The sequence below is a fragment of the Paenibacillus periandrae genome, from assembly GCF_022458865.1.
GTDB lineage: Bacteria > Bacillota > Bacilli > Paenibacillales > NBRC-103111 > Paenibacillus_S > Paenibacillus_S periandrae.
In genome coordinates this window covers 267,901-282,613 of record NZ_JAJNMU010000005.1, presented here as the reverse complement: position 1 = coordinate 282,613, position 14,713 = coordinate 267,901, and the positions used below count along the sequence as shown (strand labels likewise).

Here is a 14,713-nt window from a genome sequence, read left to right as displayed (position 1 = left end):
TTCTAGTTGTTCAGATCATTTGCTTGCCGCGAAGTGGCAGATGTTTTCCGATCGGCTGCGATAGGACCGAAAATGCTTTTGTCATCTGTAGGATCAAAGTGTCCTTCTACCGTGTTAGGAATTTGCCAAAAGAAATCAATATGGACATCTGCTTCGTTAGCCATATCGAGCAGGTCCTGCATAAATACGCCTTTACCCGGATCGCAGGAAGGGCTTCCTGCAATGCCCAGCCCCCCTACGATTGTATAGCCATGGTTTTGATAAACCTGTAATTGTTCAATGACGGGAGCCAGTATTTTACGGTTATGCGCATGAAATTCAGGGGTGTCATACTGCTCGACTGTCATCGGTGGACGCTCAGGTCCGAGAAAAGTGAACTCGGGGCATGGAAGCTGAATAATTCCATAGCCTTGTTCATGGGACCATTCAATGACACTTGTCATGACCCCATTGCTCCGCGCCAACTCGGCAACGACGGCGTTTTGATTCAGCACGCAGTGAGAAGTTACGATAATTTTCTTATTTCGCTTCATGAGAGACACCTTTGTTTCTTGATTTGAAATCCGGGCGTTTCAACAATGATTGGGGAATGCTTTTGATAACGTAATAAATCAGGACAGCGGATAGAATCTTATCAATCAGGTTATCGAATAATCTCGGCAAAAAGGCAGAGGCGAACACGCTGGAGCCTGCGTTTTTAAGCCACAACACGGCAATATCCTGAATTCCGCCCGTCAATCCGCCGAATAGGCCTACCGCAATCACTGTTCCTACAACCGGGCATACGATGCCAAGAATAATACCCGAGATAATGGAATTAAAGAAATTAAATCCGCGTTTGACGGCGATGAAGCCGACTATAAGCCCGACAAATGCATTAACGAGGGCAAAAGGAATCGATGTATAAGACTTGGTAACACCCAGCACCAAGTTAGTAAGAATACCTACAAGTGCTCCCCAGAAGGGGCCAAAGATAGCTGCAATAAAGATCGTACCGACGGTATCGAGAAAAAGGAACGGAATTTTCAGGCTGCCAATAACAGTGCCTGCGATCACATTGATAGCAACCGCCAACGCACCTAAAGTAATAATTAATGTTTTCTGATTCATACAAGAACTACCTCCAAGGATTCAATTAATAAAAACAGAACTTTCTATTAAGTAGAACGTCACGCTTTAATAGTGAATCCAGATTCCCCCTTTGTACATAAACGAGACAACATTTTGGCGCCTTACGAATGTTACCTACCGACGAATAAAACCAAGTTAGCTTATAGTATTACTATAAGTATTCATTGTATGTTTTATTTTCGATAAGTCAATATGCTTTTCAAAAAATAATTTAATAAAATTCAGATTTACAACGATTACGTACAACGCAAAAAAGGAACCTGCCCCGACTTGAGTGGCAAAGCTCCTTTTTCGTTTTTGTAGATTTAATTGTTCAAGGACCCTTTGTAGCAATTCTATAGTGAAGCAATACGATTCCGGAATCAAAATGCCTGGATTCTAGTAATTCGAGCTTCATTTCTTTGACATCTTTAAATAGCGGTTTTCCCGTTCCTATAACAACCGGCGTTGCCACGATCAAGAGCTCATCAATCAATCCTTCATTGGCAAGCTGCTGTACAATCGTGCCACTGCCAAATATAGTCATATCAGCGCCTTTTTCTTGCTTTAACTTCCTTACTTCCGCGGTCAAATGACCGTGGAACAGCCTCGAATTCTCCCAGGTAACCTCTCTCAAAGTTTTTGAAAAAACCACTTTGGTCATTTGATTTAATTCATTCGCCATGATCTGAGCTCCCTCAGATGCATGAGGGTCCCTCGCTACATGAGGCCAATAATTTTCAAACATTTGATAAGTGACCCTGCCAAAGAGGATTGTATCCGGGTTCATCATCTCATGAGCGGCTTTATCGACTGCAGGGTCATGAATGAACCAATTCACTTCACCGTTTGGACCCGCAAAATGGCCATCGATAGAGATACTATTGAACACGATAACCTTTCTCATGCTATTTGCCTCCTTATGCTCACTATCCTGTCGGTTAGGATCAGTCTGATAGCTGTAGAAGCTGTCTAATCATATTGTAGCATGTACAAGAGGACGAGGTTTCTTATAGATTGCTGCTTATTATGTTAAAATAAGTAAGATAATATTCTGCTAATTAGAGGTGATTGTATTGGCTAATGAAGTGCGAATCGAACAAGTGCTTTCGATAGAAGAGCATAAAAGTGAGCTTTCGGAGCTGCTGATCCGGGTAGTAGAAGAGGGAGCATCGATTGGTTTTTTGCCTCCATTGGAGCTTTCTGAGGCGACTCGCTATTGGGAACGTGTATTAAGTCCTGAGGTGATCCTATTTATCGCTGTAACTAACAAGCGGGTAGTCGGAAGTGTCCAGCTGCATTTATGCACGAAGCAGAATGGCGACCATAGAGCGGAAATTGCCAAATTGATGACTCACCCCGAGTATCGACGTCATGGTATTGGTCGTTCGCTCATGAACAAGGCCGAAGAAAGGGCCAGGCAGGAAGGCAGGTCGATATTGGTTCTCGATACAAGAGAAGGAGATCCGTCCAATCTCCTGTATGCTTCCATAGGTTATATTCAAGCTGGACGGATTCCGGAATATGCGAGGTCTGCCACTGGGGAATTACACGCAACGATATATTATTATAAAAGCTTTAGTTAAGTCTGCGCGGCTGAAGAAAGCGCGATCTAACGGGAATAATAGTGTAATTGTATTAAGGAAAATCCAATGTATCGTGGATAATCATAAACATGGACTCTAATTGAGCTGGATATTGCTGCTGCATCCGCTGCCAGACTTCGTTCGGAAGCACCAGGATTTCATGCGTGTCAGACATATAAGATTCCGTAATAAGACGTGGCTCATATTTGTCTTTAAGAATAGCGGCGAAGCCTCTAATGGTTATATACCGGTCCTGAGGAGAGAAGCTCAGCTTAATGGGATAAACCTGCCCATCGTAGGTCACCTGCAATCCATCATCCGTATTTTCGACTTCTACCTCCTCCGGGATCGATTCCCCAAGCAAGCGAACAATTTCGTCATCATATTCCCGCCAATCAATCGCTTTCGCGAATACAAGTGCAAAAGCCTGAATCACCTGCTGGTCTAACGGTTCGGACGCAAGCTCCTTGAAATCTGTCTCCGTCATCCCATAACGCTCGAAAACGTTCTTATGATTGTGCAGAAAGTGTTGGAGTTGAGATTCATCTCTCTCAAAAAGAAAAGCTAAATCCTTCTCAGTCGGCATCATGGTCATTGTCTCCCTCGAATTTGGAATAAGCTGCTATTAAATTTTAGCATACAAGACGATAGAGGTCGATTTCTATGGTTCAAGAATCCAGTTCCCTGTAAACAGCAATCAGCACTAACGCGGGTTGGTCCCGGGTGTTGGTTACTTTATGAGGGACACTCGCATTCCAGCTAAAGGAATCCCCCTGCTCCAGCACGGCGCTGTCCTCTCCTTGTTCAGCTACGACGGTTCCGTTCAAGACAAAATGACATTCCTCTCCTTCATGAGCATGTGGATGATCCCCTGTCGATGCGCCTGGAGGAAATTCGACGATCCGCATGCGCAGATTCCCTTGTGTAGAGAGATGCTCGACCTTTAATTTTTCTATGCCGGTCGTGGTGTGCTGTCGTTCTGCCTGCCGCACGACCTGCATCCGCTGTTCTTTTTGCAGCAGCAGATAAGGAAGGGGAACCTTGAGAAAGGAGGCAATGCTTTCTAGAGTAGCAATGGAAGGGGACGTTTTATTATTTTCTACATTGCTGATAAAGCCTTTGGAAAGTCCGGTTCCTTCGCACAGCTGTGGAATGGTTAGTTTCTTTCGCTTGCGTATCGCCCGAATCGTAGATCCGATATCCATAGTCGTATACTCCTTTGGTTTTGTAATACATATATATTATTCATAATAGCAAATTTTTATTGACAATCCAATGATGTAATGATAGATTTATTTTGTTGTTACAGATATAAGTATCGTATTAGAATACTAACAAGGAGGATTAGAGATGGAATTTCAATCTTGGTAGATAAAGGTTTTGTAATATGAATAAAATATATACAGTAAACTACTTATATCGACTGTTTCATAGCTATGAAGCAGCTTTTTATATCCGATAACTTGAATATAAATCCCAAAGGAGTGTTATTCACTTGAAGACAACAACAATGGTAACGATCATGAGAGTCTTATTAGGTATTTTGTTTATGGCACACGGTATCTCCAAATTCCAGATGGGGCTTGGCAATACGGCAGGGTGGTTTGGCAGTATCGGTCTTCCTGAATTTGTTGCTTATGTGGTTGCCTACCTGGAGCTCATTGGTGGAATTGCCTTGATCATCGGATTCGCAACCCGCTATTTCGCAATCGGCTTTATGGTTATGCTTGTCGGGGCGATCGTAACGGTGAAGCTTCCGGTAGGGCTGCTGGGGAACGGTCAGATGGCTGGGTATGAGCTGGATCTGGCGCTGCTGGTTATGGCCGGTTATTTGGCTATTGCAGATGAGCGCGGGGTGGGACTGGATCGGCTGCTGTTCAAAACAAAAAACCAATAACAGCATCTTCAATGACATGAAAATAAACCAGTTAGAGGAATGATCCTATGTCTATCGATTATATCTACGATGTCAAATTGCCTGATGAGTACAATCCTGAAACGAAATATCCGGTTATTTTTGCTCTCCATGGACTCGGTTCGAATGAGCACGATATGCTTGGTTTACTAAGCAATTTAAGCAATGATTTTATTGTGATTGGCATTCGGGGACATCTTCCTCAAGGCAGCGGCTTTGCGTACTTCCATATCAAAAGCATCGGCAATCCCATACGTGAACACTTTGACCAATCGATGCAGCAATTGGAGCAGTTTATTGAAATGGCAACTACCCAATATGCGATTGATCCTGCCCGCCGCTATTTGCTTGGTTTCAGCCAGGGTGCTGTGCTTTCCATGTGTTTGGCTTTGACCATGGGCGAACGAATAAAAGGGATCGTAGCTTTAAATGGATACATCCCGACCTTCGTCAAGGATGAATATCAGATTCAATCGATAACTAATTTGTCCGTTTTCATATCCCATGGCGAGCATGACCCGATTTTTCCGAAGCAGCTGGGTGATAATAATCATGAGTTTTTCCGGCAGCTATCTCATTATGTTACGTATATAACGTATCCTTCAGCACACGGTGTGTCTCTGGAGAACCAACAAGACTTTACACGCTGGATCAGGCAGGATGCAGCAGCTCAAATATCCGGTAAAGGAGCCTTACAATGATACCTTCTTTTTTTATTGCTCATGGTGCACCATCGCTAGCACTCGAACATAACGACTACACAGCACTCCTCAACAATTTTGCTGCAGATTATCCTAAGCCCAAAGCGATCGTGCTTTTTTCCGCGCATTGGGAAAGCAGACAGCAACAGGTGTCGGCTTCTTCAGCACCATACGAAACGATCTATGATTTTTCCGGATTTCAGCCTGAGCTGTATCAAGTCCAATATCCGGCTTCTGGCGAACCTGAGCTTGCTAAGGAGATTCAAGTCTTGTTTCAACAGGAGCAAATCCCTGCGAGCCTCGACAGCGTGCGCGGATTGGATCATGGCGCCTGGGTTCTTCTGCATTTGATGTATCCAGCGGCAAATATCCCGGTAATCGCATTATCCGTAAATCGGCATTTGTCGAACGCGGAGCAGTATCGGATCGGCAAAGCACTAGCTTCACTCCGGGAAAAGGATATACTGGTCATCGGCAGCGGCGGCACGGTTCATAATTTGCGGAGACTGGATTGGGGAGCATCACGGACGACCGATTGGGCAGCACAATTTGACGGGTGGCTGGAAGAGAAGCTGAAGGCATGGGACCTGGATTCGTTGTTTCGGTATGAGCAGTTGGCTCCTCACGCCAAGGAAGCGGTGCCTACTCCTGAGCATTTTATTCCATTGCTGCTGGCGATGGGCACCGGAGATGCTAATCGGTCCGCTTCGCTGGTCCACCGCAGTTACCAATATGGAAACCTGAGCTTAAGCTGCTGGAAGTTTGACTGATATTAGCATAGTGATGATAACTAGCGAGGATATTCTCAAGGAAAGTACCGTAACGCGGAAGAAAGAAGAACAGCGAAAAACCGGATGAGAGAAAATCTCACGTCCGGTTTGATGAAATTGGAAGTGGAAAAGTAAAAGGAGGGCTTGTGCCCTCCAATGAAATTACCTTCTTAATTAAAGTAGTTAGACAAGCCGCCTTCTAAAGAATGGGTCCAGTTGTTATTGTGTTTTTTCGCTATTTGCATCGTGGAGAAATCGGAATGCGTAATAACAAGCTCCGTTTTATTGTCCTTTTCGACAAAATCAATCGTAACAAGCGTTTCCTCTGAATCGACTCCATCATTCAACCACTTCCAGGTAAACGATAGCTTTTCATTCGGAACAATGTCAACATACGAGCCTTCTAAAGTATAAACCTTACCGTTGGGAGCTTGCATATGGAATAGGTATTTCCCACCTATTGTAACATCCATTTGTTCAACAGTCGTCGTAAAGCCTGCCAGCCCCCACCATTGCTGTAACTGTTCTTTCTTCGTCCAAGCTAGAAATACTCGTTCCTTGCTCGCGTTGTAAACGTGATGAAGTGCAAGCGAATATTTCCCATTCAGCATTGTTATCATTGATGGAGCCTCCGTTAGTCTTCATTGGATTGATTGTCCAAAAAATGTTCAAGGTTAACCAATTGCGAAGTCCAGAACTTCCTCAAGTCCATTAGCCACTCGTGGGCACTGTCCACTGTCTGCGGATTTAAATAATAATATCGATAAGTTCCTTCCCTTCGAATCGAAACGATACCAGCCTTTTCCAAAACCCTCAGATGTTTAGAGATAGCTGGTAATGACATTTCAAAAGGCTTAGCCAAATTCATAACCGTCATCTCTCCAACGGCTAGTCGTTTTATAATTTCTCTTCTCGTCGGATCAGAAAGCACGTGGAAAACATCATCCAGGATTTCATTGTTATATTTAACCATGTGTTTAAGTTTATGCCGATTCTTATTTATTGTCAAGCAGAGACACCTGCAAATTTTGACCAGGCAGACAGCCGGAGAACGCACAAAAAAGAGCCGAAAGGCTCAGGGTTGGCCTGAATCCAGCTCGGCTCGTGTACGCAGGATTGTTAGAAGCTCCGGGCGACTGCGCGCGCTCTTTGAACTGCCTTTTCTTTAATTGCTGGCGCTTGGTCAGGGGCTTTAGCCATACCTTCAACAAAGATGCCTTCAAAACTAGGAACTCCAAAGAACTTCATAATGGCGTCCAGGTGGCGGTGACCCATTTCAAAGTCTGCTAAAGCTGAGCCTGAAGACAATGCGCTTCCGCTTGCTTGAATGTGAACCGCCTTTTTATCACTTAGCAAGCCAACCGGACCTTTATCCGTATATTTAAAAGTTTTGCCTGCAACGCAGACGGAGTCGATGTATGCTTTCATAACGGGCGGAAATGAATAATTCCATATCGGATTTACAAATACATATTTATTGGCAGCAACAAATTGATCAACCAGTTCACCAAGACGACTTAATTTCGTTTTCTCTGCATCGGTCAATTGTTCAAAAGCAGCGCCTGCTCCCAGTTTGCCCCAACCGCTAAAAATATCGGCATCAAGCTGCGGAATATTATTTTTATATAGATCAAGATGTATAACTTCATCATGCGGATTGGCTGAGCGGTAAGCCTGTATAAATTCTTTTCCTACAGCTAAGCTATAAGATACTTCTTGATCGTTCGGATTTGCTGTGATATACAATACGGTTGCCATAATTAAATACCCTACCTTCGATTTAGTTTTGGTCGTGCTCCCATGCAAACGATAGCTTTCCATTCGATCCCAGGTGAAAACATTATTAAAGATTTCAAATCAATATTTAACCATTTGGTTATTTAACTACATGTTTAAATATAGGCCGGTTTTTATCTAATATCAAGCAGAAACACCTGCATCTTACGAGGGGGTACTGAAAAAGTTCCTAAAACCTAAAACGAGACAGTTTCCCATTTTTGAGAAACAGATCTTGACCTATGGCATTAGAAGACTCACTCACTGTAAACGGTAAGCAAAAAGACGGCATTTCATTTGAAAACTCGAGAATGAAATGCCGTCCTATTTTGTATATACTTTCATCTAGTTATGCAGTCCCGGTGGGCTCGGTTCATGACGAGCGGATGCCAGCAAATGCGGTTTTGACCAATTGCTGCACAAAGGACTCATCCAGTTGATCACCTGTTACCAGCAGACGATAAAAAATCGGCCCATATATGAGATCCGTGCTTAATTCAATATCGAGATTATTTTTCAACTCCCCGCGCTCTATACCCTGTTCAAGCAGCTTCCTGGCCTCCATCCGGCGAGGATGGAAATATCGGGTCCGATAGGCCTCCGCCAATGCCGGATCAAATTGTCCTTCGCCTAATAGCTCCGTAATGATGATACCTTCCCGACTAGTTAAGAACTTCAATAAATTTGTGGCATGGTTGAGTATATCATCGAATACTAATCCGGTGTCAGGCACCGGCAATCTTGCTGTGGCCGTAGACATAAAACCATCCATAACTACGGCTGCCTTGTTAGGCCACCATTTATAAATCGTAGCTTTGCTCACCTTCGCGCGATCAGCGATTTTTTCAACCGTGACCCCACCAAATCCATTTTCCAACAATAAAGAATAAGAAGCGGAAAGAATAGCATTTTGCGTTTCAACATTTCGAGGCCGCCCTTTTTTGCCCTGCAAGCTTAATCTCCCCTTTAATAAATTGTCCCTAAAATAAACTATACGTTCAGTATACTAAGATTCATCTCAAAAGAAAAATAAAAACACCTATTTACAAAACGATACGTTCAGTATATGATTTGATTATCAATTAGCAAACTGTACGTTCAGTATTTATTAAGTGAATGTAGTAGTTCTATGACTAATGGTGCTGACGCACGCTCAGAAAACAATTATGAGGAGGATTATCATGAAAGAGGAACAAATGAAAGAAAATATCGACCTATCAAGCTGGATGATGTTTTTGTTGGCGGCCGCGTGTGGACTTATCGTTGCCAATCTGTATTATGCTCAGACCCTAGTAGGTCCTATCCGTGTATCTACGGGCCTTTCTTCCACAGCGGCAGGGCTGATCGTCACCTTAACTCAAATCGGGTATGTTGTAGGACTCCTGTTTCTCGTACCACTCAGCGATATTGTTGAAAATCGCCGACTTACAGTTGTATCGCTAATGGTAGCGGTCGGTGCACTGCTGGTAGCCGCAATCGCACCCAATGCAATGGTATTCCTGACAGCGTCTTTATTTATCGGTATTGGATCTGTTGTTGCTCAAATTCTGGTGCCGTATGCGACCTATTTAGCGTCTGAAGAAAAGCGCGGCCGTGTAGTTGGCAATGTGATGAGCGGTCTATTGCTTGGAATTATGTTTGCCAGGCCGGCAGCAAGCTTTATAACCAGCATATGGGGCTGGCAGGCTGTGTTTGTTTTATCGGCAACTTTGATCACGTTATTGGCTGTTCTGCTAGCGTTTGTTCTTCCAAAACGCAAACCATCGCCATCGGTTTCCTACGGTAAATTAATGATCTCCTTGGGCACCTTATTCAAACAAACACCTGCATTACGCCGCCGTGCCTTTTATCAAGCCTATTTGTTTGGAGCCTTCAGTCTCTTTTGGACCGTCGTTCCTTTACGATTGGCCGATGATTTCGGAATGTCTCAAACGGGTATTGCGTGGTTTGCCTTAGTTGGTGTAGGAGGCGCTATCGCAGCTCCGATTGCCGGGAGGTTGGCGGATAAAGGGTGGAGCAAATGGTTAACCGGGCTCGCTATGGTCATTGCCGCCTTGTCCTTTTTATTGATCCATCTTTTCAATAGCCATTCAACTACAGCTCTTATTCTGCTCTATATTTCAGCAATCACACTGGATATGGCCGTATCAGGAAATATTGTTCTTGGGCAACGTGTGATTTATTCATTGGGGAGCGAGGCGAGAGGGCGTCTTAATGGACTATTCATGGCTGTTTTTTTCATTGGCGGAGCTATAGGCTCGTCATTGGGCGGTTGGGCTTATGCCTACGGGGGCTGGAGCTTTACCTCTCTTATCGGATTCTTTATGCCGATTATTGCCTTGCTTTACTTTTTCACTGAGAAAAGAACGGCAACATCAAACTGAAAAAGGCTGTCCCAAATGGACAGACCCTTTGTTAGTAATCCTACTGTTCGTTCTTGATAGCTTGAGCTTCCGCCTGCTGCAAGAGCTCACGATTGTCATCCAATTGTTCCTGCAGCTGCTGAAGCGCCTCTTCATTATCTTCGATTTTAAGTGTGTTTGTCAGTCCATTATCTGCCCGCTCCAACGCATTATGTGCTTGCTCAATCATCTGCTCACTGGGATGCGAGGCCGCTTGCTCTACAGCACTCGTTACTTTATTGACGGAATTGAACAGCTGATTGATCGGTTTGTCCGGCTTCCAGCTCGTTTCTGTATGTTTGGCCATATCCATAACCTCCAGGTATCGTAATAGGCAAGAGAACTACTTCTTTACTATGGCAAAATAACTGGATTTTATGCATGGTAAACAGCATGCTTACTTTAAGCCTGTCATGGCTACTCCCTCGATAAATTTTTTTTGTGCAAAGAAAAATACCGTGAGCAGCGGGAGGGTGGCCACAACCGAAGCAGCCATCACCAGATGCCATTCGGTTCCGCTATCCGAGGTGAATAAAGAAAGCGCAAGCGGAATGGTGAACAGCTTACTACTGTTCAAATACACCAATGGCTCAAAAAACTCATTCCAGCTGTGCAAAAAAGTCAAAATCGACAAGGTAGCTATCGCAGGCGAGGCCAGTGGCAGCATGATTTTGCGAAAAGTGGTCCATGGCGTGCAGCCGTCAATTTTGGCGGCTTCATCGAGATCATTCGGAATCGTGATAAAAAACTGACGGTACAGGAAAACACCGAACATCCCGCCAGCTCCAAGCATCGGAGGGACAATAAGCGGAAAATGCGTGTCCACCAATCCGATTTTGGACAACCATATAAACAAGGGGATCGTAGTGATTTCTGTAGGAATCATCATACTGCTCAGAAGAATCAGAAAAGTAGCATTTTTCCATGGGAAGGCGATCTTGGCAAAGGCATAACCGGCCAGCGCGGCAAACAGGCAGGTTCCGACTGTGACCAGAGCGGCGATATACAAGCTGTTGAATACATACAAATGAAAGGGCTGCTTGGCAAACAGGTCAAAGTAATTGCTCCAATGGATAGGGCTCGGTATCCACTGCGGTGGAAACGATAAGGCTTGCTGGAAATCCTTCAGCGATGTGCTGACCATCCAATAAAACGGAATCAGAATAAAGCTGGTAATCACCAGCAGCACTGTGTATTTCGGAATGACTTTTGCAGCTTTTGACCACTTTTTATTGCTCATGATGCACCCACCTTCTCCTCAAGCTCCATTGCAGGATCGTCAATACGAAAATAATGAAAAACAGGATAAACGCTACCGCCGAGGCATAACCAAATTCGTACATTTTGAACGCCTGCTCATAAATATAATAGACGAACACATAGGTGCTTGTTCCCGGTCCGCCTCCGGTCAGCACGTAAATTTGCCCGAATACCTTCAAGGATCCGATCATCGTAATCATGACGACCATGAACACGGAGGGCGTGATCAGCGGAAGCGTCACGTTGCGAAAGGTTGCCCACCTGCTGGCCCCGTCAATCCTGGCTGCCTCATAGTACATGTGGGGGACATCGTTCAGCGCCGCCAAAAAGATCACCATGTTGATCCCAAGCCCCTTGAGCAGTGTCACGATAATAACCGTCGGCATCGCCAGGGAAAGATCATAGAGCCAAGCAGGTCCCGTCACGCCTACTATGCGCAATATGGAATTGACGAGTCCGTTATCAGTTTGGAAAATATATTTCCAGACGGTTGCCCATACTATAATCGAGGTGACGACTGGCGTGAAAATAGCGGTTCTAAAAAAGCCGAGACCCAAAATCTTATCCTTGAGCAATAAGGCCAAGGCCAATGTCAGCACGATATTAAGCGGTACAAATACAAGCGTGAAGTATAGCGAATTCCATACGGTGCTCCAGAAAACAGGGTCCTTGGTAAACGCCTTGATATAATTGCCCAGGCCAATGAACTGCTCTTCCTTAATTAACGACCAATCGGTAAAGCTCATCGTAAATGCCGCAATGATAGGACCTAACAAAAATAGCGCATAACCGATCACCATCGGTAAAATGAACAGATAACCGTACCATTTCTCGCGCTGCATGAATTTCGCACTGTTTAACAAGGGAGACGGTTCCTTCCTTCGGTAAAATAGGTTCAAGAAATATCGCCAAGCGCGGGCTTGGCGAAGGGGGATGTCATTAAGCTGACATTACGTGCTGCTTATTTCATCAACGGGGTGACTTCTTCCTCCATTTTTTTGAGCATTTCTTTCGGCGTCATATTGCGGGTATACAGCAGGTCAATGATCGTCTGAACCTTCACATCGATTTGCTGCCAGTTTTTATGAGCGTTTTGCGCTCTGAGCTTTCCATTCATCGGATCGATCAGCGCCGCTTTAATGCCTTCCTTGGTTGGGGATTCGAAGCCCTTGGTCAGCGCATCTGAAGCCAGGACGGAGCTGCGGTTCGGCACGTACATGAAGGCGAACTCGGTCATAGCCTCTTTACTTGTCATAAACTTCAACAGCTCGAGAGCCTCCGGTTTATGCTTGGATTCCTGCATGACGGAATAAGCGGCGAGTCCTGTTGCTGCCGGTGCATCGGTGTTCGGACCTTTGGGCATCGGAGCGATATCCCATTCGAAATTTTTAATATTTCTGGCTGTATTCACATAAGCGTAATTTTGCCGGGACATCCCGATTTTCCCGCCTTCGAAGGTGATCTGATCCCCTGGCTTCGGATGAGTTTGATCCTTGAACATCATATCCGATATGAGCTGAAAGGCTTTTTCACCCTCAGGACTATTCAACATAAACTTGGTGCTTTCCTCATTCATGAAGTCAGCTCCGTAAGCCCAGAAGGTATCCAGGAATGCATCCTCCCAAGCCTTCCAGCCGTTGGCTGTGATCAGGAAGTTTCCGTAAATGCCCTTGGAAGGGTCGCTGATCGCCTTGGCCGCCTGGATGTATTCATCGTAGGTCCATTTGCCATCCTTGTACTGCTCCAACGGGGTTTTGAGTCCTTTTTCCTTAAACAGCGTCTTGTTATAGAAGATGACCTTCGGCGGGTTCAGAAAGGGTACACCGTAGAGCTTGCCGTCTTTTTTCAAGCGTTGAAAGCTCGAAGGGATGTTATCGTTAAAATCATAGACCTTATCGTTCTGAATCTCGGAGATATCTGCCAGCTGCTTGGCTTCGATAAACTGCGGAATCATTTTATCCGACATCCATACGAGATCCGGTGCCGTTCTGGAGGCGACCATAATGGAAAGCTTTTGCTGGTAATCGGCAAACGGAACAAGCATGAACTCTACCTTGATATGCGGATTTTTGGCGGTGAATTGCTGGACGTACGCCTCCAGTATTTTTTTGCGTGAATCGTTTTCTCCCCACATTCCGACCTTTAGCAGGATCTCTTCCTTGGGTTTAGCCGTATCCTTGTCCGCCGTTTTGACTTCTCCCGGCTTCGGCGCAGCCGTCGTTTCCTTGGCTGTGTCCACTCCTGCTGAACACCCGATGATGGAGCTTAGGGCGAATACAGATAATAAAACCATCGACAACCTTCTTTTCATGTTCGATTCCCCTTTATGGATCACTTTTATAAGCGCTTACACCTCTATAATAGTGAAAAACCGTACCCGGAAAAATCCAAAAGATTCGAGTTATGGTTCAAAATTTCGAGTGTTATGCGTAGGCTAGCGTGGGTGGCTTTCCCGAAAATACGAAGGGGTAGTACCGGTCAGCTGCTTGAACACGGTCATAAAATATTTGGCATTGTCATATCCCGACAGCTTGGCGATTTCGTAAACCTTTAAATTCGTATCCTGCAGCAGCTGCTTGGCCCGTTCCATACGGCATTGAATTACATAATCGACAAAGTTTTGTCCGGTTTCCAGCTTGAATAAATACGATAAATATTGAGTATTCATATGTACTTTGTTGGCAATGAATTGAAGAGAGATGTCCTGCCCCAGATGGGCATGGATAATTTCCCGGACCTCACGGATAATTTTCTTCTCGTTCTCCTCCACGGGAGCGTCAGGTGCAAGCGAATGTTTGTGGCCTACGCTGCTGCTCTTTTCATCCAGTCGTACCTTGAGGTTGGTTAAATATTGCGTCAATTCCACTCTATCGACCGGCTTCAACAAATAATCATCGACCTTGAAACGGAGTGCTTTTTTTACGTATTCAAAATCCCCATAGCCGCTAATTACCAGAATCGCGATATCGGGAAAATTGTGCCGCACCTGCTCAATCATTTCAAGACCATTCATATTCCGCATACGAATATCGGTAATAATGCAATCAGGAAGACAGCGTTTCATCGCTTCCAGAGCCTCCCGGCCATTCTTAGCCTCCTGTGTAACCTTAAATCCACCGATAACGTCCTCAATCAGCGTCTTCAAGCCTTGTCTGATCAGATCCTCATCCTCAACAAGCATAATGCTATACAT

Annotated in this window: 19 protein-coding genes; 5 read left to right on the top strand and 14 right to left on the bottom strand. The window is 44.8% G+C overall.

The window, feature by feature from the left end; translation table 11 throughout:
- Positions 1 to 2: 2 nt before the first annotated feature.
- The 3 genes from LRL21_RS10310 to LRL21_RS10300 form a co-directional block, all read right to left on the bottom strand.
- A complete protein-coding gene (locus LRL21_RS10310) occupies positions 3 to 533 on the bottom strand; it encodes a CD3072 family TudS-related putative desulfidase (protein WP_240415694.1) in 531 nt (176 codons plus the stop codon).
- Positions 520 to 1,110, bottom strand: coding sequence for a CD3073 family putative ECF transporter S component (locus LRL21_RS10305; protein WP_240415693.1), 591 nt, complete (start codon positions 1,108 to 1,110; stop codon positions 520 to 522). The genes LRL21_RS10310 and LRL21_RS10305 overlap by 14 nt, the downstream gene beginning before the upstream one ends.
- A 334-nt stretch (positions 1,111 to 1,444) precedes the next feature.
- A complete protein-coding gene (locus LRL21_RS10300) occupies positions 1,445 to 2,017 on the bottom strand; it encodes a dihydrofolate reductase family protein (RefSeq protein WP_240415692.1) in 573 nt (190 codons plus the stop codon).
- Between the two features lie 169 nt (positions 2,018 to 2,186).
- On the opposite strand from LRL21_RS10300, the gene LRL21_RS10295 reads away from it, so the two are divergent.
- On the top strand, positions 2,187 to 2,696 hold the full coding sequence (locus tag LRL21_RS10295; RefSeq protein WP_240415691.1) for a GNAT family N-acetyltransferase: 510 nt from the start codon (positions 2,187 to 2,189) through the stop codon (positions 2,694 to 2,696).
- A 52-nt stretch (positions 2,697 to 2,748) separates the two neighbouring features.
- Here the strand turns inward: LRL21_RS10295 and LRL21_RS10290 are convergent, their stop codons facing one another.
- Positions 2,749 to 3,285, bottom strand: coding sequence for a hypothetical protein (locus LRL21_RS10290; protein ID WP_240415690.1), 537 nt, complete (start codon positions 3,283 to 3,285; stop codon positions 2,749 to 2,751).
- A gap of 79 nt (positions 3,286 to 3,364) precedes the next feature.
- Positions 3,365 to 3,901 (bottom strand): helix-turn-helix domain-containing protein, encoded by a 537-nt coding sequence (locus LRL21_RS10285; protein WP_240415689.1) that lies wholly within the window; start codon positions 3,899 to 3,901, stop codon positions 3,365 to 3,367.
- 305 nt (positions 3,902 to 4,206) lie between these two features.
- Here LRL21_RS10285 and LRL21_RS10280 point away from each other — a divergent pair, with 305 nt between their 5' ends.
- From LRL21_RS10280 to LRL21_RS10270, 3 genes are read left to right on the top strand one after another with little or no spacing between them, the layout of a single operon-like run.
- Positions 4,207 to 4,593: a DoxX family protein gene (locus tag LRL21_RS10280; protein ID WP_240415817.1), complete on the top strand. Its 387-nt coding sequence runs from the start codon at positions 4,207 to 4,209 to the stop codon at positions 4,591 to 4,593.
- 47 nt (positions 4,594 to 4,640) lie between these two features.
- Positions 4,641 to 5,312, top strand: coding sequence for an alpha/beta hydrolase (locus LRL21_RS10275; RefSeq protein WP_240415688.1), 672 nt, complete (start codon positions 4,641 to 4,643; stop codon positions 5,310 to 5,312).
- Complete coding sequence (locus LRL21_RS10270) at positions 5,309 to 6,082, top strand: DODA-type extradiol aromatic ring-opening family dioxygenase (protein WP_240415687.1); 774 nt, start codon at positions 5,309 to 5,311, stop codon at positions 6,080 to 6,082. Before LRL21_RS10275 ends, LRL21_RS10270 begins: the two co-directional genes overlap by 4 nt.
- A 170-nt stretch (positions 6,083 to 6,252) precedes the next feature.
- On the opposite strand, the gene LRL21_RS10265 is transcribed toward LRL21_RS10270, so the two are convergent.
- From LRL21_RS10265 to LRL21_RS10250, 4 genes are all read right to left on the bottom strand, one after another.
- The gene (locus tag LRL21_RS10265; protein ID WP_240415686.1) at positions 6,253 to 6,702 is read right to left on the bottom strand and encodes an SRPBCC family protein; all 450 of its coding nucleotides are present in this window, start codon (positions 6,700 to 6,702) and stop codon (positions 6,253 to 6,255) included.
- Between the two features lie 14 nt (positions 6,703 to 6,716).
- A complete protein-coding gene (locus LRL21_RS10260; RefSeq protein ID WP_275900680.1) occupies positions 6,717 to 7,091 on the bottom strand; it encodes an ArsR/SmtB family transcription factor in 375 nt (124 codons plus the stop codon).
- Between the two features lie 110 nt (positions 7,092 to 7,201).
- The gene (locus tag LRL21_RS10255) at positions 7,202 to 7,840 is read right to left on the bottom strand and encodes an NAD(P)H-dependent oxidoreductase (RefSeq protein WP_240415685.1); all 639 of its coding nucleotides are present in this window, start codon (positions 7,838 to 7,840) and stop codon (positions 7,202 to 7,204) included.
- A 391-nt stretch (positions 7,841 to 8,231) separates the two neighbouring features.
- Positions 8,232 to 8,810, bottom strand: a complete 579-nt coding sequence (locus tag LRL21_RS10250; protein WP_240415684.1) for a TetR/AcrR family transcriptional regulator — start codon at positions 8,808 to 8,810, stop codon at positions 8,232 to 8,234.
- A 229-nt stretch (positions 8,811 to 9,039) separates the two neighbouring features.
- On the opposite strand from LRL21_RS10250, the gene LRL21_RS10245 reads away from it, so the two are divergent.
- On the top strand, positions 9,040 to 10,242 hold the full coding sequence (locus LRL21_RS10245; RefSeq protein WP_240415683.1) for an MFS transporter: 1,203 nt from the start codon (positions 9,040 to 9,042) through the stop codon (positions 10,240 to 10,242).
- A gap of 40 nt (positions 10,243 to 10,282) precedes the next feature.
- On the opposite strand, the gene LRL21_RS10240 is transcribed toward LRL21_RS10245, so the two are convergent.
- The 5 genes from LRL21_RS10240 to LRL21_RS10220 form a co-directional block, all read right to left on the bottom strand.
- Entirely contained in the window at positions 10,283 to 10,567 is a 285-nt protein-coding gene (locus LRL21_RS10240) for a hypothetical protein (protein WP_240415682.1), read from the bottom strand.
- Between the two features lie 90 nt (positions 10,568 to 10,657).
- On the bottom strand, positions 10,658 to 11,500 hold the full coding sequence (locus LRL21_RS10235) for a carbohydrate ABC transporter permease (RefSeq protein ID WP_240415681.1): 843 nt from the start codon (positions 11,498 to 11,500) through the stop codon (positions 10,658 to 10,660).
- Complete coding sequence (locus LRL21_RS10230) at positions 11,490 to 12,362, bottom strand: carbohydrate ABC transporter permease (RefSeq protein WP_240415680.1); 873 nt, start codon at positions 12,360 to 12,362, stop codon at positions 11,490 to 11,492. Before LRL21_RS10230 ends, LRL21_RS10235 begins: the two co-directional genes overlap by 11 nt.
- 119 nt (positions 12,363 to 12,481) lie before the next feature.
- Positions 12,482 to 13,831 (bottom strand): ABC transporter substrate-binding protein, encoded by a 1,350-nt coding sequence (locus tag LRL21_RS10225; protein WP_240415679.1) that lies wholly within the window; start codon positions 13,829 to 13,831, stop codon positions 12,482 to 12,484.
- Between the two features lie 123 nt (positions 13,832 to 13,954).
- Entirely contained in the window at positions 13,955 to 14,713 is a 759-nt protein-coding gene (locus LRL21_RS10220) for a response regulator transcription factor (protein ID WP_240415678.1), read from the bottom strand.

What these genes read in the sequence shown, in the direction of transcription:
- LRL21_RS10290 (WP_240415690.1), bottom strand. Translation starts at nt 3,285, where the DNA reads ATGATGCCGACTGAGAAGGATTTAGCTTTTCTTTTTGAGAGAGATGAA.
- LRL21_RS10220 (WP_240415678.1), bottom strand. Translation starts at nt 14,713, where the DNA reads ATGTATAGCATTATGCTTGTTGAGGATGAGGATCTGATCAGACAAGGC.
- LRL21_RS10310 (WP_240415694.1), bottom strand. Translation starts at nt 533, where the DNA reads ATGAAGCGAAATAAGAAAATTATCGTAACTTCTCACTGCGTGCTGAAT.
- LRL21_RS10245 (WP_240415683.1), top strand. Translation starts at nt 9,040, where the DNA reads ATGAAAGAGGAACAAATGAAAGAAAATATCGACCTATCAAGCTGGATG.
- LRL21_RS10240 (WP_240415682.1), bottom strand. Translation starts at nt 10,567, where the DNA reads ATGGCCAAACATACAGAAACGAGCTGGAAGCCGGACAAACCGATCAAT.
- LRL21_RS10225 (WP_240415679.1), bottom strand. Translation starts at nt 13,831, where the DNA reads ATGAAAAGAAGGTTGTCGATGGTTTTATTATCTGTATTCGCCCTAAGC.
- LRL21_RS10280 (WP_240415817.1), top strand. Translation starts at nt 4,207, where the DNA reads ATGGTAACGATCATGAGAGTCTTATTAGGTATTTTGTTTATGGCACAC.
- LRL21_RS10305 (WP_240415693.1), bottom strand. Translation starts at nt 1,110, where the DNA reads ATGAATCAGAAAACATTAATTATTACTTTAGGTGCGTTGGCGGTTGCT.
- LRL21_RS10235 (WP_240415681.1), bottom strand. Translation starts at nt 11,500, where the DNA reads ATGAGCAATAAAAAGTGGTCAAAAGCTGCAAAAGTCATTCCGAAATAC.
- LRL21_RS10275 (WP_240415688.1), top strand. Translation starts at nt 4,641, where the DNA reads ATGTCTATCGATTATATCTACGATGTCAAATTGCCTGATGAGTACAAT.
- LRL21_RS10300 (WP_240415692.1), bottom strand. Translation starts at nt 2,017, where the DNA reads ATGAGAAAGGTTATCGTGTTCAATAGTATCTCTATCGATGGCCATTTT.
- LRL21_RS10285 (WP_240415689.1), bottom strand. Translation starts at nt 3,901, where the DNA reads ATGGATATCGGATCTACGATTCGGGCGATACGCAAGCGAAAGAAACTA.
- LRL21_RS10230 (WP_240415680.1), bottom strand. Translation starts at nt 12,362, where the DNA reads ATGCAGCGCGAGAAATGGTACGGTTATCTGTTCATTTTACCGATGGTG.
- LRL21_RS10265 (WP_240415686.1), bottom strand. Translation starts at nt 6,702, where the DNA reads ATGATAACAATGCTGAATGGGAAATATTCGCTTGCACTTCATCACGTT.
- LRL21_RS10255 (WP_240415685.1), bottom strand. Translation starts at nt 7,840, where the DNA reads ATGGCAACCGTATTGTATATCACAGCAAATCCGAACGATCAAGAAGTA.
- LRL21_RS10270 (WP_240415687.1), top strand. Translation starts at nt 5,309, where the DNA reads ATGATACCTTCTTTTTTTATTGCTCATGGTGCACCATCGCTAGCACTC.